23 protein-coding genes are annotated in these 18,430 nt (G+C 29.5%); 2 read left to right on the top strand and 21 right to left on the bottom strand.

Annotation, left to right across the window (positions count from 1 at the left end; genetic code table 4):
- Positions 1-10: 10 nt before the first annotated feature.
- Positions 11-1,459, top strand: a complete 1,449-nt coding sequence (locus AC0B4K_RS01225; RefSeq protein ID WP_465103471.1) for a type I restriction-modification system subunit M — start codon at positions 11-13, stop codon at positions 1,457-1,459.
- Positions 1,460-1,625: 166 nt separating this feature from the next.
- Here the strand turns inward: AC0B4K_RS01225 and AC0B4K_RS01220 are convergent, their stop codons facing one another.
- On the bottom strand, positions 1,626-4,760 hold the full coding sequence (locus AC0B4K_RS01220; protein ID WP_465103470.1) for a type I restriction endonuclease subunit R: 3,135 nt from the start codon (positions 4,758-4,760) through the stop codon (positions 1,626-1,628).
- A gap of 838 nt (positions 4,761-5,598) precedes the next feature.
- On the opposite strand from AC0B4K_RS01220, the gene AC0B4K_RS01215 reads away from it, so the two are divergent.
- Entirely contained in the window at positions 5,599-7,035 is a 1,437-nt protein-coding gene (locus tag AC0B4K_RS01215; RefSeq protein ID WP_465103469.1) for a hypothetical protein, read from the top strand.
- Between the two features lie 98 nt (positions 7,036-7,133).
- Here AC0B4K_RS01215 and AC0B4K_RS01210 read toward each other — a convergent pair whose 3' ends face one another.
- From AC0B4K_RS01210 to rplB, 20 genes are all read right to left on the bottom strand, one after another.
- Positions 7,134-7,916, bottom strand: coding sequence for a hypothetical protein (locus tag AC0B4K_RS01210; protein ID WP_465103468.1), 783 nt, complete (start codon positions 7,914-7,916; stop codon positions 7,134-7,136).
- The gene (locus tag AC0B4K_RS01205) at positions 7,903-9,588 is read right to left on the bottom strand and encodes a S8 family serine peptidase (RefSeq protein ID WP_465103467.1); all 1,686 of its coding nucleotides are present in this window, start codon (positions 9,586-9,588) and stop codon (positions 7,903-7,905) included. The genes AC0B4K_RS01210 and AC0B4K_RS01205 overlap by 14 nt, the downstream gene beginning before the upstream one ends.
- A gap of 161 nt (positions 9,589-9,749) precedes the next feature.
- The gene (locus tag AC0B4K_RS01200; RefSeq protein WP_465103300.1) at positions 9,750-10,931 is read right to left on the bottom strand and encodes an IS3 family transposase; all 1,182 of its coding nucleotides are present in this window, start codon (positions 10,929-10,931) and stop codon (positions 9,750-9,752) included.
- A gap of 87 nt (positions 10,932-11,018) precedes the next feature.
- A complete protein-coding gene (locus AC0B4K_RS01195) occupies positions 11,019-11,237 on the bottom strand; it encodes a hypothetical protein (RefSeq protein ID WP_465103466.1) in 219 nt (72 codons plus the stop codon).
- 251 nt (positions 11,238-11,488) lie between these two features.
- Entirely contained in the window at positions 11,489-11,929 is a 441-nt protein-coding gene (rplO, locus tag AC0B4K_RS01190; protein ID WP_465101307.1) for a 50S ribosomal protein L15, read from the bottom strand.
- Between the two features lie 2 nt (positions 11,930-11,931).
- Complete coding sequence (gene rpsE / locus AC0B4K_RS01185) at positions 11,932-12,612, bottom strand: 30S ribosomal protein S5 (protein WP_465102164.1); 681 nt, start codon at positions 12,610-12,612, stop codon at positions 11,932-11,934.
- A 2-nt stretch (positions 12,613-12,614) separates the two neighbouring features.
- Complete coding sequence (gene rplR, locus AC0B4K_RS01180; RefSeq protein ID WP_465103465.1) at positions 12,615-12,965, bottom strand: 50S ribosomal protein L18; 351 nt, start codon at positions 12,963-12,965, stop codon at positions 12,615-12,617.
- A gap of 21 nt (positions 12,966-12,986) precedes the next feature.
- Positions 12,987-13,529, bottom strand: a complete 543-nt coding sequence (rplF, locus tag AC0B4K_RS01175; RefSeq protein WP_465103118.1) for a 50S ribosomal protein L6 — start codon at positions 13,527-13,529, stop codon at positions 12,987-12,989.
- 8 nt (positions 13,530-13,537) lie between these two features.
- Complete coding sequence (rpsH, locus tag AC0B4K_RS01170) at positions 13,538-13,933, bottom strand: 30S ribosomal protein S8 (RefSeq protein WP_465101303.1); 396 nt, start codon at positions 13,931-13,933, stop codon at positions 13,538-13,540.
- A gap of 2 nt (positions 13,934-13,935) precedes the next feature.
- Complete coding sequence (locus AC0B4K_RS01165) at positions 13,936-14,121, bottom strand: type Z 30S ribosomal protein S14 (protein WP_465101302.1); 186 nt, start codon at positions 14,119-14,121, stop codon at positions 13,936-13,938.
- The gene (gene rplE, locus AC0B4K_RS01160; protein ID WP_465102162.1) at positions 14,121-14,666 is read right to left on the bottom strand and encodes a 50S ribosomal protein L5; all 546 of its coding nucleotides are present in this window, start codon (positions 14,664-14,666) and stop codon (positions 14,121-14,123) included. The genes AC0B4K_RS01165 and rplE overlap by 1 nt, the downstream gene beginning before the upstream one ends.
- A 6-nt stretch (positions 14,667-14,672) precedes the next feature.
- The gene (gene rplX, locus AC0B4K_RS01155; protein ID WP_465101300.1) at positions 14,673-15,005 is read right to left on the bottom strand and encodes a 50S ribosomal protein L24; all 333 of its coding nucleotides are present in this window, start codon (positions 15,003-15,005) and stop codon (positions 14,673-14,675) included.
- A gap of 9 nt (positions 15,006-15,014) precedes the next feature.
- Positions 15,015-15,380, bottom strand: a complete 366-nt coding sequence (gene rplN, locus AC0B4K_RS01150; protein WP_465101299.1) for a 50S ribosomal protein L14 — start codon at positions 15,378-15,380, stop codon at positions 15,015-15,017.
- Positions 15,380-15,640 carry a 30S ribosomal protein S17 gene (gene rpsQ, locus AC0B4K_RS01145; RefSeq protein WP_465101298.1) on the bottom strand — a complete coding sequence of 87 codons (261 nt, stop codon included), beginning with the start codon at positions 15,638-15,640 and terminating at the stop codon, positions 15,380-15,382. Before rpsQ ends, rplN begins: the two co-directional genes overlap by 1 nt.
- A complete protein-coding gene (rpmC, locus tag AC0B4K_RS01140) occupies positions 15,640-15,834 on the bottom strand; it encodes a 50S ribosomal protein L29 (protein WP_465101297.1) in 195 nt (64 codons plus the stop codon). Before rpmC ends, rpsQ begins: the two co-directional genes overlap by 1 nt.
- Before the next feature lie 3 nt (positions 15,835-15,837).
- Positions 15,838-16,254, bottom strand: coding sequence for a 50S ribosomal protein L16 (gene rplP, locus AC0B4K_RS01135; protein ID WP_099309247.1), 417 nt, complete (start codon positions 16,252-16,254; stop codon positions 15,838-15,840).
- Positions 16,254-16,904, bottom strand: a complete 651-nt coding sequence (gene rpsC / locus AC0B4K_RS01130) for a 30S ribosomal protein S3 (RefSeq protein ID WP_465103464.1) — start codon at positions 16,902-16,904, stop codon at positions 16,254-16,256. Before rpsC ends, rplP begins: the two co-directional genes overlap by 1 nt.
- Positions 16,904-17,248 (bottom strand): 50S ribosomal protein L22, encoded by a 345-nt coding sequence (gene rplV / locus AC0B4K_RS01125; protein ID WP_465101294.1) that lies wholly within the window; start codon positions 17,246-17,248, stop codon positions 16,904-16,906. Before rplV ends, rpsC begins: the two co-directional genes overlap by 1 nt.
- Complete coding sequence (gene rpsS / locus AC0B4K_RS01120; protein WP_099309244.1) at positions 17,248-17,526, bottom strand: 30S ribosomal protein S19; 279 nt, start codon at positions 17,524-17,526, stop codon at positions 17,248-17,250. The genes rplV and rpsS overlap by 1 nt, the downstream gene beginning before the upstream one ends.
- Complete coding sequence (gene rplB / locus AC0B4K_RS01115) at positions 17,526-18,371, bottom strand: 50S ribosomal protein L2 (RefSeq protein WP_465103463.1); 846 nt, start codon at positions 18,369-18,371, stop codon at positions 17,526-17,528. The genes rpsS and rplB overlap by 1 nt, the downstream gene beginning before the upstream one ends.
- Positions 18,372-18,430 lie beyond the last annotated feature (59 nt).

Genomic DNA, 18,430 nt, shown 5'->3' with positions numbered 1-18,430 from the left:
GCCAAATGGTATGGTTGGGGAAGGTAAAACCGTCCGAAAAAAATTTCCCAGTTTAGATATTGATTTTAATTATGAAAATTTAACTGACGAGCAAGCAAAAGAAATAAAAGAAGAAATAGTTAAAGATAAAGGTTTCTTTATCTTACCTTCTGAATTATTTGCAAATGTAGTTAAAAGAGCAACGAACAATCCAGATTTAAATATTGAATTAGGGGATATCTTTAAGAACATTTCTAAATCAGCAAGTAGTAATGAAAAAGCAAGTAGTAATTTCAATGGGTTATTTAATAATATATACTTAAATGATGTAAAACTTGGCCAAACTGTAGAACATAGAAATCAATCTATAGTTAAGTTTTTAAATAATATTAAAAATATAAAATTTGGCGATTATAATGATATTAGTATTGATGTTTTCGGTGATGCATATGAATATTTAATTGGTATGTTTGCAGCAAATAGTGGTAAAAAAAGTGGTGAGTTTTATACACCACAAGAAGTTTCTGAATTATTAACTAAATTGTCTAGTGTTGGCAAAACTGAAATTAAAAATATTTATGATCCAGCTTGCGGCTCAGGTTCATTACTATTACAAGCTATTAAAATACTTGGCAATAATAATATACAAGGATTTTATGGCCAAGAATTAAACTATACAACATACAACTTATGTAGAATGAATATGTTCTTACACAATGTAGGTTATGATAAATTTCATATTGCTCTTGGAGATACTTTAATAAATCCTCAATATTTTGCAAATGATAACGGTAACCAAATTTTATTTGATGTAATTGTTTCTAATCCTCCATATTCTGTTAATTGAGACGGTGACAAAAACCCACTTTTAATTAATGATGAACGTTTTTCTCCAGCTGGTGTATTAGCTCCAAGATCTAAAGGTGATTTTGCTTTTATTATGCATTCATTAGCATACTTGGATGTAACAGGTGTAGCATCTATTGTTTGTTTCCCTGGTATTATGTATCGTGGCGGTGCTGAACAAAAAATTCGTCAATATTTAATTGATAATAATTATATTGATACCTTAATCCAATTGCCAAGCAATTTATTCTTTGGAACATCAATTGCTACTACAATCATGGTCATAAAGAAATCTAAAGCCGATAATAATATTTTATTTATTGATGCAAGTAATGAGTTTGTAAAGGTAACTAATAGTAATAAGTTAACCCCAGAAAATATTCAAAATATTCTTAATGCTTTTGTCAAACGTGAAGATATTGACTATTTTGCCAAAGTAGTTTCAAACACAGAAATTAAAGAAAATAACTATAACTTATCAGTTTCTAGTTATGTACAAAAAGAAGACACAAGAGAAAAAAATGATATTAAAACTTTAAATATGCAAATTGATCAAACAGTTAAAAAGGCAAATGACTTAAGAATTAGGATAGATCAAATTATTAAAGATCTTGAAAGTTTGAAAACTAGTTAGATATTTTAAAAATCAAACAATAATTAGATTAGTTCAACAATTAAAAAAATCTACTAAAACTAAATCGAGAAATACCACTATACTATTTGTGGTATTTCTCGATTTATAAAATATACAATTTTATGTATTGGGTGTTTAATAAAATTTTGCATGCTATATTTAATTATTACATAGTATCTTTATACTTTTCAATTAAATCAAGCAACTTAGGGATAACTAATTCTTTCCTTGTTTTGATATTAACAATTTGTTTGCTAAACCTAGATCTATTATTAAATATTTGATTTACATCATCGCCATATAATAGTTTTGAAGGACCTGACTCAAAACAATCTTTAACTATACTATATGTTTTTTCAGAATTTAAATTTTCATCTTTTATTATGATATCTAATTCTTTTTCTAGGTTTCTTGAAATATATTTATTTCATAGTTCTAAGATTTGTTTGTAATCTAAACTTTCTTCAGATTTATTTGAATTTAGTTCTGCAATAAATTCTTTAATTAAATCTTTTTTATTTCTTAATTCTGTGCTAGCATTTAACAACCTTTCAATTGATTTAAAAATATCACTTACATCAATTTCTTTTGGATCTTTGGCTTTTTCATAGTACTCGGCAAGGTTGTTCATAATAAAATCAACATCAATATCATGTTCTTTCACTAATTCCATTTCAAAGATAATATCATCAAGAATGCTTTCTTTAGGGTTTGAGTCTAGTTTTTTCTTTCATTCATCTTTAATGTCTTGGTAATGACTTAAATAATCTTGATGGTCTCGTTCACTCAAAATTTCTTTTCCTTGGAACTTATCAAAAGTTGCAAGTAGGTTTTTCATGTTTAAATATGTATTAAACCATTTTATGAAATCTTTTTGCTCTTGCTCGGAAACAATTGGTCATTTATCTAATGAAAATTTTTCTTGTAAGGCATTAATAATATCTAGATAACCTTCTTTATAATTTCCCTCCTCATCTGTATATCCATTGTAATATTCTTCAAACGTTTTTATAAGAGCTAGACCTAAAGCTTTTTCATCGCTAAATAAAGCAATAGCATCCTTAACTCGTTTTTCAATACGTCTAAAGGAAATAATATTACCATATGTTTTAATACTATTTAAAATCCGGTTGGTACGTGAAAATGCTTGTATCAAACCATGCATTCAAAGATTTTTATCAAGCCACAAAGTATTTAACGTTGTAGCATCAAAACCAGTTAAAAACATATTAACTACAATAAGGAGATCTAATTCCTTATTTTTCATTCTTAATGAGATATCTTTATAGTAATTTTGAAATTTATCTCCTGTTGTGTCAAAGTTACAATTAAACATCTTATTATAATCCAGAATTGCATTGCTAAGAAAATCACGAGATGATATATCTAAATCATCAGTACTCTCGCTATTTTCTTCTGATAAAACTTGATTATTAACTTCTTCATTTGGAGCATAAGAATAAATTAAACCAACTTTTAGTTGCTTTTCTCGGGGAAGGTCTTTTTGTTGTTTTTTAAATTCCTCATAGTATTTTTTAGCCGCTTCTATAGAAGCAACAGCAAAAATTGAATTAAACCCTTTGACATATTGTTCTTGCTTTGTTTGAGCTTTTGTTGTAATTGAATATTTATAGCTTTTGCTTCGATATGTTTTTTGATCAAAGTGTTCAATAATGTAACTCACTATATTTGATATACGAACAGGATTTAATAAAACTGCTTCTTTGTCAATATCTTGCACATATTTTTCATCAATCTCACTTTTTTCTTTAACCGTATTGACATATTCAACTTTAAATGGTAAAACATTTTTATCTTCAATTGCATTCAAAACTGTATAGCTATGTAATTTTGGACCAAAGAGCTTTTGAGTTGTTCAAATTTTAATACCGCCACTACCTGCAGCATTAGCTTCTAAAATTGGCGTACCTGTAAAACCAAACATATAGTATTTTTTAAAATTACTTTTAATTGCTTTATGCATATCTCCAAATTGAGAACGATGGCATTCATCAAAGATAATCACTACTTCATCATTATAAACTTTATGTCTAGGATATTTTTTGATAAAGTTGGACAATTTTTGGATTGTTGTAATAACAATCTGTGCACCATCATCTTCAAGTTGAGTTTTTAAAATTTTTGTAGATGAATTAGAGTTAGCAGCACCTTTTTGAAATTTATCATATTCAAGCATTGTTTGATAATCAAGGTCTTTACGATCAACCACAAACAAAACTTTTTTAATACTTTTATTTCCATTATTATCTTTTAATTTAGTAGCTAATATTGCGGTTTTAAATGAAGTTAAGGTTTTACCACTTCCGGTTGAATGTCAGATAAAACCACCTGATTTATCAGTGCCATATTCTTTATAATTTTTAGCCAACTTAATTTTATTAATAATTGCTTCAGTTGCCGCGATTTGGTATGGTCGCATGATTAATAATTTATTATTAACAGTAAAAACACAATATTTAGTTAAGATATTTAAAATGGTATGCTTTGCAAAGAATGTTTTGGTAAAATCAAATAAATCTGTGATTGTTTTATTTTTCTTATCAGCTCAAAATGAAGTAAACTCAAAGGAATTACTTGATGTTGCTTTTGGGTTTTTAATTGTTTGTGATTCAAGGAAATTATATCGGGTTGTATTAGAATAATATTTTGTATTTGTTCCATTTGAAATTACAAAAATTTGGATATAACGAAATAAAGAACTTTCATCACTCCAAAATGATTCACGGTGATATCTATTAATTTGGTTAAAAGCTTCTCTAATTGGAATTCCTCTACGTTTTAATTCAATATGAACTAAAGGAAATCCATTCACTAAGATAGTTACATCATACCTATTTTCATACTTTCCCTTAGTTTCATACTGGTTAATAACTTGTAGTTTATTATTGTGTATATCCTCTTTATCAATTAATTTAATATTTGCTTGGTGACCATTTTCAAAACTAAAAGTTTTTATATAATCTTCTTGAATAGTTTTTGTCTCGTAATAATTATAATTGTAATCGGTTTTCTTTATGATCTCTTGTTGAAAAAAAGTTTTTCATTCACTATCATTAAATTTGCAATTATTCAAATTTTCAATTTGAATTCTTAAATTTTTCACTAAATCATCGTTATTATGGATATTTAAATATTCATATTTTTGGTCTTGTAATTGTTTAATTAATTCACTTTCTAATTGTGCTTCGCTTTGAAATGATGTTTTTTTACTTGTACTTGGTATAAAGTCATCAACTAATGTTCATTCATCTGCTTCTATGATTATCTTCTTAGTTTTCATAAAACTCCTTAATGATTATATTTTGTTATTTTAATTTTTAAAGCTCATTAATTTAGGCCAGTAATATAAATTTTTCTATCCTATTTTAAACTGCCAAGTATTTTTAATAATTTATACTTATATTTGAAATAAACTAGAATTTAATTTTTTAATATAACAAAGATAAAAATAGGTTATAAAACTTATTTAGTTTACAACAATTAAAACATAGTTAATCAATAAAACCACCTGAAAAAAACTTTAAAAATTAAATTGCTATCTAATTATACAACATTACAAAAAAAGGTGAATTTTGTGTCCGATAATAAGCTAACGTGTTTTGTTGGCTTCTAGGATCTTTTGACTCTATTTTAATAAAACTATATAAAACGTAGGGATTTATCTACATCATTTATATATAATGAATTAAAGGATTACTTTTTAAATTATTCCGTAAAGTACTTTATACTCTTTCATTATATTTTGCATGCTTTTTACCAGGATTTGATAAAATTTGAGCGACTTTATATCAGACAGGGAAAAAATATTCAAGTTTTAACTGTATATTTGTTCCCTGTCTATTTCTATTCGCCTTTTTTTAGTATTAAACAAATTATAATAAAAAGAAAAAGAAGGATGAGAAATATAATAACTTATAAATTACTCTTTAATAATTATAAGTTTTCTAACTTTCTAAACAATATATCATATATTATAGTATTTTTTACACTAACAAGATTTTTAACGTTTTTCTTGGTATATATATATATATATATATAATTGTAGGCATAGACATAAACTTAATACTTTTTTTAAAATTAAATTTATTAAAAAGAAATTCATTATGGAGGTAAATATAATGAAATTACGTAATTTTATACTCATAACTACAAACTTAGTAGCCATAACAACTTTTTCTACTGTTTCATGCGGCAAGCAAGTTGAAAAACCAATTGATCCTGCTGAAACTGTTGTAAAAGCATTCAAAACAACCTATGCTCCAGTTTTAAACAAAACTGAAGGCAATGTAACTTTAGATGATGAAGCACAAGTAACCCAAGCTTTAAGTACATATAATAATTTAGACACAAATGCTAAAACTAAATTAAGTAGCGAAAAAGAATTATTAGATAAATTAGATGCTAAAATTAAGAAATTAAAAGCGGAAAATTCTGGCAGAAATAATACTGAACCAAATCCACCAGTACAAGATCCTGCAAGAGACAATGGAAACGACAACCAAAATACTGGAACAGGTAATGAATCGGAACAACCTGGTTCAGATATAAAACCAAAAGATACAAATAATACTACTCAAGAACCACCAAAAGAACAAAATGTGCCTTCTAATCCGGGAACTAATGACCCTGCACCAACAGACCCAACTAAAGAAACAACTAATGGTGATGGTAACCAAGAATCTCCTAAGACCGAACCCAACCCTATACCTACCCCAAAAGATCCAGTAACAGAAGAACCCGAAAATGGCGGAAAACAACCAAATGAAGAAAATCCAAACAATAGTGCTGATAACGGATCTAATTTAGAAGACACTAAAGATCCAAGTGGTTCTCGATCTGACGATAATAAAGAACAAACTTGAAATCAAACACCATCAGATAAACCAAATCCACCAGTACAAGATCCTGCAAGAGACAGTGAAAATAGCCAAAATACTGGAACAGGTAACGAATCTGAACAACCAGGGGATAGTGCAGAGCCAAAATCTACTAACAGTGAAACGCCTCAAGAAAATTCTAATGTAGAAGAAACTAAAGATCAAAAGAACAAAGAGGAGAAAAATACTACAGATACACAAAATAATGAAACCAGTCAAGATCCTGTTAAAAGCGATCCAGGTGAATCTCAAATTCCACCAACAGAACCAAAAAAAGAATTGCAAGAACAACAATTGAAAATAACTAATTTAGTAGTGCATAGGGATCCTAATTATAGGGATTACTTATTTTTTGTACTAACTGTAACAAAAGACTTATGACTTAAACTAGAAAAAAGTAATTTTAAGATTGCAATCGAACCTGAGTCTAACAGATCACTAGTATATGATGATACAACAAGTCTAAATCCAAAACAAAAGTTAAATGAAAATGGTGGAAACGTAACTTTTATAATTTTTCTCGACTACCCTGGGTTAAGAGAAGGTAGTTTGTTAACCCCAGGAAATTGGATAATAACACAACTAAGTGACACAAAAGAACCTGGTTATAATCTTCTTAATAAAGAGTATAAATTCGCTATAGATCAAAACAAAAATATTAAAATGATAAATAACTAAAAATAAATATTTTTAGTTAAGAAATAGAATTATAATTTAAAAGATTCCTAATTGAACTTAGGAATCTTTTAAATTATAAATTCAACATTATTATTTTCCTATAAATAATGCTTAGCGAACTCTTGAGTAAATCACCTTAATACTTTATCCCTAAAATCTTTTGCCGTTTCACCACTTTCATTTGTAATTGCGTGAAATTGAACATTATAATTCTTTTTAATTAAAAATACTTCTCAAATTCATGAAGGATCTGGTCGGTATTGGTCTGGTTCATTGTAGTTGAAATTAGGTCCAGCATATGAAAATATTGTATTAATTGTTACTTGATTATTATTATATATTGGGATTATAAATCCACCTCTCGGGGTTTTAATATTATTAGATTGCATTTTTATATAAATGTCATTAGTTTTCAAAACTTCATAAGCATCTTGGTTATTTAAATATAATTCTTCGAATAATTTTTTAATCTTACTACTATCATTATATTCTTGAGATTTATTAAGTTCTTTAAACCTTTCTATAATATAAGTGTCAAAATCTTCTTTTCTAGTTATTCGAGCAAAATCAGCTGCGCGTCATTTTTGTTGTTTAATATCTTCTAAGTAAGGTGGGTAAATACTAAAAAAAGTTATATTAAATGTGTCAATACCTTTTTGTCTATATTGCTCTTTAATTGTTTTTTGATCTTCTTCTAATCATTCTTTAGGAGCGAAAACAGCAACTCTTGTGAAATCATTATATTTTGGGAAAATCTCGTCGTAAATTTCCTGAATTTGGTTTTTATAATATTCTTCAGAAAATAATGAAGCACATGAAAATGTAGTTAGTGGTGTTAAACAAGATGCTAATGCAAATAAAAATTTTTTAATCATTTTCATTTCTCACCACATGAGTTGCAGCAATTAAATCATCTATAGAATTAGAATCTGGATAGTAACCAGGTTTAGTAATGCTATATCTATAAATCCCTGAATCAATCACTTTATATTCAATTAATTCATCGTTTGTCAGTCGTTCTTTTACTTCTCTGATAATATGCCAAGTACCATCGCTAGCTAGTTTTTCAAGTCTTAAATCATAGTTAGTAACTAAATTATTATAACTTCGATTCTTAACACCAACTAAACTTAGTTGATTTTCATTTTTGTGTTCACTATCTCACTTTTGTTCGGCAGCAGATCAAGTAGGAGAAAATCAAGATAAAAATGAATTTCATCAATTTCTTGCTCATGGTCTAGATTCTTTTTGGTTCAAAATTCCAGCATTAAACATTCAAGAACTTGATATTTTAATCTTTTGACCTTTTTCTAACTGTATTTGTTTGCTTGTAAAGACGTGGTCTTTATATTTTGATAAATTAGAAGTAGCAACAGAATAATTATTGGCAGCTTCTAGCATTGCTTTAAAATCAACTGTACCAGATCCAAATTTTTGTTCATAACCACTTGTTTTATATTTTAAATCTGATCTTTGCGGAGTAACGGCTGATGCTGATAAAATAGCTTTAACAATCGGAACCCTAAAATTACTATTTCTAATATTATGCCTATATTTCATTAAATTAGAAATAAGACCTGTTACGACCGGAGCTGCATAACTTGTTCCATCATAGTAAGCATTAGTATTATAAACAGGATTATAAAATAATGCGGGTGCTACCACTAAGGGTTTAGAAAGATTGAGTAAATCCTCCCTTAATTTATAGTTTGAATAATAAGCAACCGAGTTATATTTTACATATTTCTTAGTTGCATAATTTGATAGTGCTCCAACGACTAAACTATTAAGTGATAATTTCTTATCAGCTATTAAATGTTTACCATTTGTTCCGTTATTTCCTGCGGAAAAAACATTTATTACACCATACTTACGTGATATATAGTCTAAAAAATAGGCATTTTCATTGTAACCATTAAAATATTTTTCGTTTTCTATTGTATTGCCGGTTTTGTTAACATACGACATTCAAGGTCCATAACTATGGTTAATTAACTTTATACCATCATTTTTGACCATTTTTTCTATAGTGGACATTCATTGGTTGTCATCTATCATTGAGTATAAATATACTTTAGAAGACCTGTCAATTCCATACTGTCCTGCAGCAATCATAGATACCATTGTTGAATGTGTTTTTGATTCGGGATCATAATTATTAGTAAACTCATTTAATTCAATACCATTTCTAAAATATTCTTTATATTTACTATCAAAGGGATAGGCCCATGATTCAACAATTCCTATTTTGTTAACATAGGAATTGTTTAGATGATCTTTAGCATTCACAATATCTGCATTCTTCAACACATCCAACTTGTATTGTTCAAAATTAGCATCAATTCCATATCCACCATAAACATATACATTTCTTTTTGGGGGAGTAGAACTAGAACCCATTCTTTCAAAATCATGAATAACACGAGCTTCATTATTTTGAATATTATTTTTAAAAACTATAAATTTAAAAATCTGATTTCAGTCCTTTATGACACTGACAAAATTTTGCCTATCGTTTTCTGACTCAAAAAAGAATCACACTACTGTCATCATTGTCAAAGAGTTAAAAGATTTATATCTTAATTTATTTTTGTTAACCTTCTCAATAAACTCATTATTAAATTTATTTATAAAATCCTCATTATCGGTTTCAAATCCAGGGTTTAAAAGTAGTTTTAGTAAACATGGACAGCAAAATTTAACATTTTAGTAACTTATAATGCCATTGCAAATTGCTTTGGCGTTTTTCAGTTTAAGTTCGATTGAATTCGATCGTTATTATACCAAACTACATATTCTTGTATCATATCATTAAGTTCATTGAACGTAATTTTGGAATAATCTAAATCATTTAATAATTCGGTTTTAATGATCCCAAACCAATATTCAATTTCTCGATTATCAAGTGAGTTTCCCACTCTTGATAACGAAATAACGCCACCAATATTTTGAACTTCTTTAATATATTGATGATGTGTATATTGAAAGCCATGATCTGAGTGAATGATAAAATTTTTGGGTTTGTATTGTTTTAATAAATTTAAATTGTCTAAAACTAGTTCTAGATTATTACTTCTTGATAATTTAAAACCAACAATTTGTTTAGTTTTATGAGACAAAATTGCAGACAAATAAACGTGTGATTCTAACACGTCTTTTGGTGCTTTTATATATGAAACATCAGTTGCATAAATATTTCGATTGTTTTGATCGTTATAATCACGATTTACGAAGTTATCAATTTGTGAAGATACATTTTTAATTTCTTTTCGTTTTGATTTTTGTCTAAGCTTACATTTTAGGCCTAAAAGGTTCATATATCTCCCTAAAGAACGTTCGTTTATATCTATTTTGTATTTTTGAGATATGTAAACACTTAGCTTTAGCCTTCCATATCTTGACTTTGTTTCTATGAACGATTTTTCAATTACATCACTATGTTTAGGGAGTTTTTGTGAAATTTTAATCTTATGAGTTTTAGAAATTGTTTGCCTAGAAATGCCAAAAACTTCTGAAAGCTTCACATAACTTATGCTAAAACTTTTTAATTCAATAACTTTCTTACTTTTGGGTAATTCATTGGTAATTTCATAATATCTTTTAGCTATTTGTAACAAATCATCACGATCAAAAATATCTCAATTTGGTTCTCTTTTCTTCTTAGGACTGCCACTTCCTTTTTTGCGGTTTTCGCCTTTCTTTGTTTGCAATAAGTCTTCCATACCTAAATTATAATACTTAATTATTTTATTAATTCTAACTTTTACACTATTTCTTTGTAAGTTTTTTGTTCCTGGTGATATTTGGTAAATAGCCCGAAAAGCACCTGGGAAACCTGACTTTTGATATTCTTCATATATTTTTGCAAATTCTTCTTTCTTTAAATGTCTTGACATAATTTTCCTTTCAAAAAATTTTTTCGTTGGTACCAACGAATGGTAACAGAAAAGCTAACATTTACATGTTAACTTTTCTGTCCGGCTTTATAGTTCAAAATTATTATTAATTGGTTTTATTTCTAAATCGCTATTATTCTCAACTCTAATAACTGACTGATTCCTTACTTCAAATTTATTACTTTCTAAATTTTCGTATCAAATCGTATTTGAAACCGCTTTTTTTACAGTTGATGTAACAAAGAAAGGTGTTAAGCTAGCTATACTTATTAAAGTTAAAGAAAAAATTTTCATTTTCTTTTTCATAAATATCTCCTTATTTATTATTTAAAAGTTTTCAATATTGTTTTTTATTTTACACTATAAATAACATAATAGATGTTTCTAAAAAACAATATAAAGGTATTTAATATATACCCGTTACAATATTACCACAAAAAAATTTTTTATACAAATATTTTAATATAACAGTATTTTTCTTAAAATGGTAATGATACTAAGCCACGAATATGCCAGTATTAAAAAAACTTCCTTTTACAAGGAAGTTTTTGTATAAATTATTCTTCAATAACTGTTCCGCCAGCTTTTTCCACAGCTGCACGAGCTGAATTACTAGCTTTTTGTACTGTTATAGTTACTTTTTTAGTTAGTTGACCATTTCCTAATAATTTAATTGGTAAACGTCTTTTTACAAGACCAACTTCAAATAATGATTCAACGGTAATTGTTGCATTATTTTCAAATCTTTCTTCAATATCTTTTAAATTAACCACTTGGTATTCTACGTGATTTACGTTAGTAAACCCACGTTTTCCAATACGACGGAATCATGGAGTTTGCCCACCTTCAAATCCTAATCTATGACCTTTACGCTTGTTTTGTCCTGATTGCCCTTTACCAGCTTGTTTCCCTTTACCAGCTGCATGCCCACGACCTTTACGGTGTTTTTCAGGTCTTGAACCTTCAGTGAATTTTAGATTATGTAATTTAACTGCCATAATTATTTTTTAAGTTCCTTTACATCTTTATCTCTAATCTCTGCAATTTGTTCAGGTGTTCTTAAAGTTAAAAGAGCTTTAACAGTTGCTTTAACAACATTAGCTTTTGAACGTGAACCATATGTTTTAGTAACGATGTCAGTATACCCAGCAAGTTCAACAACAGCACGAACTGTCCCTGAAGCAATAAGCCCTTTCCCTTTAGACGCAGGTTTTAAGATAACTCTTGAAGATAAGAATTTAGCATTTACTTCATGAGGAATTGTTCCAGTTTTTTCATTTAATGGAACTGTCACCAAATGGTTTCTAGCATCTTTAATAGCTTTTTTGATTGCATCTGGAACTTCGTTTGCTTTACCATGTCCAAATCCAACACTACCTTTTTTATTTCCGATAACTACAAATGCTGAAAAACTAAATCTTCTTCCACCTTTAACAACTTTAGTAACACGAGCAACATCAATTAATTTTTCACTGTATTCAGATTCAACTCTTGGTGCACGGTTCTTTGAAAATGTTTTTCTTCTTGGACTAAATTCTCTTTTTTGGTTTTCGCCGTCTTTTTTAGGTCCAGGTTTTTGATCACGGTTAAATGGAGCTCTAGGTGCTCTTTTAGCAAAAACCTCTTTAGTTCCTGTTTTAGGTTGTGTGTTATTTACTTTGGTTTCTTTTTCTGCGTTCATAATTAGAAATTAACTCCTTTTTCTCTAACTGCATCTGCAAATGCTTTAACACGTCCATGGAAAATATATCCACCACGGTCAAACACAACTTCAGAAATTTTTAATTTGTTAATTTTTTCACCCATTAAAGCACCTAATTTTGCTGCTGCTGCAACATTCCCGCCATATTCAGGGAAAGCTAAAGTTGAAGTGCTTGCTAAGGTAACTCCTTGAATATCATCGATTAATTGAGCATATAAGTTTTGGTGTGATTTGAAAACGTTAAGACGAGGTTTAGCAGCTGTTCCTTTAATGTAGTAACGGCTACGGTTATGTTTTTGTTTTCTAGCTTGATTTCTTGATAATTTTGCCATAATTTTAACCTATTAAGCTTCTTATTTTTTAGAAGCTGTTTTCCCTTCTTTACGTCTGATTTGTTCACCTTTATAAGAAATACCTTTACCTGAATAAACGCTTGGTCTTCTAACATTACGAACTAATGAAGCAAAGTGGCCAACACTTTGTTTATTAATTCCTTCAACTGCTACTTCAGTTGGTTTCGCAACTGTAACTTTAACATCTGATGGAACATTTAAAGTAACGTTGTGGCTGTAACCAGCAGAAATTACTAACTGAGATCCAGTTAAAACTGCCTTGTATCCAACCCCTTTAATTTCTAAATCTTTACGAAATCCTTTTGAAACTCCTAAGATCATGTTTGAGATATGAGAGTTTGTTGTACCATGTAATTGTTTGGTAGTTTTTTGCTCGTTAGCACGAACTGTTCTAACTTCATTATTTTCAACAATAACTGAGATTAATGGACTAAATTCTCTGGTTAGTGTTCCTAATGTTCCTTTTACAGTAACTTTAGAACCTTCAACAGTAACTGTTGTTCCAGCAGGAATTGCTAGAACACGATTTCCAACACGAGACATTTAATTACCTATCAAATGTAAGCAATGATTTCACCACCTACATTTTCCTTTCTGGCTTCTGCTCCAGTCATTAATCCTTTTGATGTTGAGATAATTACGGTACCATAGCCTGATAAAATAGCTGGAATTTCGTCTGATTTAACATAAACTCTTAAACCAGGTTTTGATACTCTTTTAATGCCAACGATGGCTGATTGATTTTTCTTATATTTTAAAGTTATTACTAATGATTTATTAACTCCTTCACCTTCAACAGAATATGAAGAAATGTACCCTTCTCTTTCGATTAATTTAACGATAGCTTCTTTTTTAACTGAATAAGGAACTGAAAGTGATTTATGTTTTCTAGCATTTGCGTTTTTAACACGAACAACTAAATCTGAAATCGGATCTGTTATAAACATAATTATCAACTCGCTTTCTTCACACCAGGAATTTTACCTTCGTGTGCTAAATTTCTAAAACATACACGGCAAATTTTAAATTTTCTTAAAACCGCATGTGGACGACCACATAATTCGCAACGTGTGTAAGCACGGGTAGAAAATTTTGGATGACGTTTTGCCTTTTCAATTAATGCTTTTCTTGCCATTATTTAGCTCCTTTTTTCTCGAATGGTACACCAAGAAGTTCCAATAAGCTTCTTGCTTCATCATCAGTATTTGCACTTGTAACAATTAATACATCTAATCCCTTAATACGACGAATTTTGTCAAATTCGATTTCAGGGAAAATAATTTGTTCTTTAATACCTAAAGCAAAGTTTCCTCTACCATCAAATGCTTTAGGGTTAACACCACGAAAGTCACGCACACGTGGCAATGCAATGTTAATTAATTTTTCTAAGAACTCTCACATTCTTTCTCTACGTAGGGTAACTTTCCCCCCCATAGGCATACCTTCACGTAATTTTCATGAAGCGTTTGATTTTTTGGCTTTAGTTTCAAATGGTTTTTGACTTGAAATTAAAGTTAATTCATTTAATACTTCTTCAATAGCCTTTGAATTTGATACTTCTTTACCAGCAGTCATATTTAAGACAACTTTTTCAATTCTTGGAACTTGCATTAATGATGAGTAGTTGTATTTTTCTTTAAGAGCAGGAACAGCTTTTTCTAAATATTTTTGTTTTAACATAATTTACTAAATTTCCTTCTGAGTTTTTCTTACAACTCTCACTTTTTTACCATCTGCATTTACTCTGTATCCAAGTTTTGAGAATTGATTACCTTTTGATTTTGAAGCTTTTTTAACTAAGTATGCGACATTTGAAGCATGAATTGGAGCAGCTATTTCTGTAATTGAACCATCTTGGTTTTGTTGTGTTGGCTTGTTGTGTTTTTTAACAATGTTAACATCTTTAACCACAACTCTTTGTGATTCATGTAATACTTTTTCAATTGTTCCGATTTTTCCTTTTTCTTTACCGGCAATAACTATAACTTCATCATTTTTCTTAAATTTAATTTTAGCCATAATTTCCTCCTATAAAACTTCTGGTGCTAATGAAACAATTTTTGGGAATTTTTCACGTAATTCACGTGCCACGGGACCAAACACACGTGTTCCACGTGGTGTTAAATCTTCTTTAAGTATTACAACTGCATTGTCATCAAAACGAATGTATGTACCATTGTTACGGTGAATTCCGTATGATGAACGCACAACAACTGCTTTAACAACTTGCCCTTCTTTTACCATTCCAGTAGGAATAGCTTTTTTAACTGAACATACAATAATATCACCAATGTTAGCTGTTTTCTTTTTAGATCCACCTAAAACACGAATAACACCAATTTCTTTTGCACCTGAATTATCAGCAACTTTAGCTCTTGATAGTTCGTGTAACATTATTCATTACCTGCTTTTGAAATTGATACTAATCTAAAACGTTTAGTTTTAGAAAGTGGCCTAGTTTCCATGATGACAACAATATCATTTAATTTAGCACTTTGATTCTCATCGTGTACAGCAAATCTTTTAGTTGATTTAAAACGTTTTGAATATAATGGGTGTTTTTTGTATGTATCGACTGCTACAATAATTGTTTTAGCTGATTTACCAGCTGAAACAACAGTTCCTGTTAATGTTTTTCTTGCGTTTCTAATCATTATTTAGCTCCTTTAATTTCATTTAAGGCAGTAAGGGCTTTTGCTATGTTGGTTCTTAATTCTTTAATTTTGTGGGTTTCTTTTAAATCACCAATTGAATTTTTGTATTTTAAGGAGAATAATTCTGCTTTAAGTTCTAAAACTAAAGTTTCTAATTCTTCAACTGATTTCTTTTTTAAATCTGCGTAAGACATATTTTAATTATCTCCTTTTTGTACTATTTTTCATTTAACTGGTAATTTGTGTCCTGCTAGACGCAATGCATCACGAGCAACTTCTTCAGAAACTCCACTTACTTCAAACATCATTGTGTTTACTTTAACTGCTGTATATCATAATTCTGGTGCACCTTTACCTGATCCCATACGTACACCAATTGGCTTAGAAGTTTTTGAGAAGTGTGGGAAAATTCTAATGATAACATCTCCTTCACGTCCCATTCTACGAGTTGCAGCAATACGCGCTGACTCAATTTGACGAGCTGTTACTCAAGCTGATGTTACAGCTTGAAGCCCAAATTCACCGAAAACCACAGTATTACCTTTAGTTGCTTTTCTTTTATCATGTTTCACTAAAAATGGTTTTCTATATTTAGTTCTTTTAGGTTGTAACATTATTTATCACCTCCTAAAATTTCTCCAAGTGAAATTCATACCTTAACACCAATAGCACCATATGTTGTACGTGCTGTTGCTGTTGCATAATCAACATCTTGTCTTAAAGTATGTAATTTCATTTCTCCTTCAGAATAACCTTCTGAACGTGCCATATCAACACCATTTAAACGACCGCTTACCATGGTTTTGATACCTTTAGCTCCTGACTTCATTGCTAATCTAATAGCAATCTTTTGAGCTGAACGGAAGCTTTCACGATTTTCTAACTTAGTAGCAATCATTTCTGCTAATAATCTTGCATTTAAATCAGGTTGTTTTAATTCAATAACTTGTAAGTTAAATTTAGCTTGTCTGTTTTTAAGGAATTTTTGTAATTGTAAGGTTAATTCTTGAATATTTTTACCTTCTTGACCTAAAATAGCTGCTGGTTTTGTGGTGTGTAATAAAACTGTAATTTTATTATCTTTGCCTCTTCTAACTTGAACCTTACCTAACTGGTATTGACGTACTAATTTATCAAAGAATTTATAAATTTTAGCATCTTCTACTAATAAGTTTCCAAAGTTTGCTTTATCAGCAAATCAAGTAGAATTATGTTTTTTAGTAACTCCGTAACGGAATCCATTAGGATTAACTTTTTGTCCCATTAGTTTCTCTCCTCTAGTACAATTGATAAATTAGATGTACGTTTAAAAATTGAATAAGCATTCCCACGACTTCTTGGTTGAAATCTTTTTAAGGTTGGACCTTCATTTACATAAACTTCTTTTACGTATAGTTTTGATGCATCCATTCCGTGGTTGTTTGTTGCATTTGCAATTGCTGAGTTTAATAATTTAATGAATATTTTAGAAGATTTTTTAGCTGTGTTGTATAAGATACCAAGAGCTAAATCAACGTTTTTTCCTCTAAATAAGTTAGCAACTAATTTAGCTTTTGAAACACTAACTCTTTGTAGCTTAACATGTGCTTTTGCTTGTTGTCTTGCCATTATTTCTTCTTACCTTTATCTGCACCATGTCCAGAGAAAGTTCTAGTTGGCGAAAATTCACCTAATTTATGTCCAACCATATCATCTGTAACATATACTTCATTAAATTGTTTTCCATTGTGAACTGCAAAAGTTAAACCAACAAAACTTGGGAAAATTGTTGAACGTCTTGATCATGTTTTAATTGGTTTTTTTGGTGCTTTGCCTTCAACAATAGCATCAACTTTTTTTAATAAGTGGTCATCGGCAAATGGACCTTTTTTCAAACTACGAGCCATTATTTAGCATCCTTTCTTCTTCTTACGATAAGTTTATTTGAAGATTTCTTAGTTTTTCTAGTTTTAACACCAAGAGCTTTTTTACCTCATGGAGTAAGGGGAGCTTTACGACCAACTGGTTGTTTTCCTTCCCCTCCTCCGTGTGGGTGATCTACAGGGTTCATAACTGAACCACGAACTGTAGGTCTAATTCCTTTATGTCTGTTAATTCCAGCTTTACCAACATTAACAAGCAAGTGTTCTTCATTTCCAACAACACCTATTGTTGCACGGCAACGTGCTAATACACGACGAGTTTCACCTGATTTTAATTTTAAAACAACGTATTTCCCGTCATCATCTTTACCTAGGATTTGTGCAGAAACTCCAGCACTACGCGCAATAATTCCTCCACCACCAGGTTGCATTTCAATGTTGTGCACAAATGTTCCTTCAGGGATAAATGTTAATGGTAATGCATTACCTACCATAATATCTGCTTTTTCACCTGAATATACAACTTGTCCTACTTTAATTCCTTTTGGAGCTAAGATGTATCTTTTTTCTCCATCTGCATATGCTAATAAACAAATGTTTGCTGATCTATTTGGATCATATTCAATTGTCTTAACAATAGCAGGAATATTATCTTTATTACGTTTAAAATCTATTAATCTGTAGAATCTTTTAACACGTCCTCCATGATGTCTAACAGTAATTTTACCTTGGTTATTACGACCAGCATTATTTTTTAAATTAACTAATAATGATTTTTCCGGTGCATGACCTGATAAATTTTGTCTAAAATCTAGAGAAGACATATTTCTACGACCGTTAGTAGTTGGCTTATGATATTTCATTGCCATATTTATGTTCTCCTTTGCTTAAAAATAGTTGCGGATCTTTCTTTTAAGCATTAAATTCC

The organism is Mycoplasma sp. 11548 (assembly GCF_055523555.1).
This window is presented reverse-complemented; position numbering and strand designations above follow the sequence as displayed.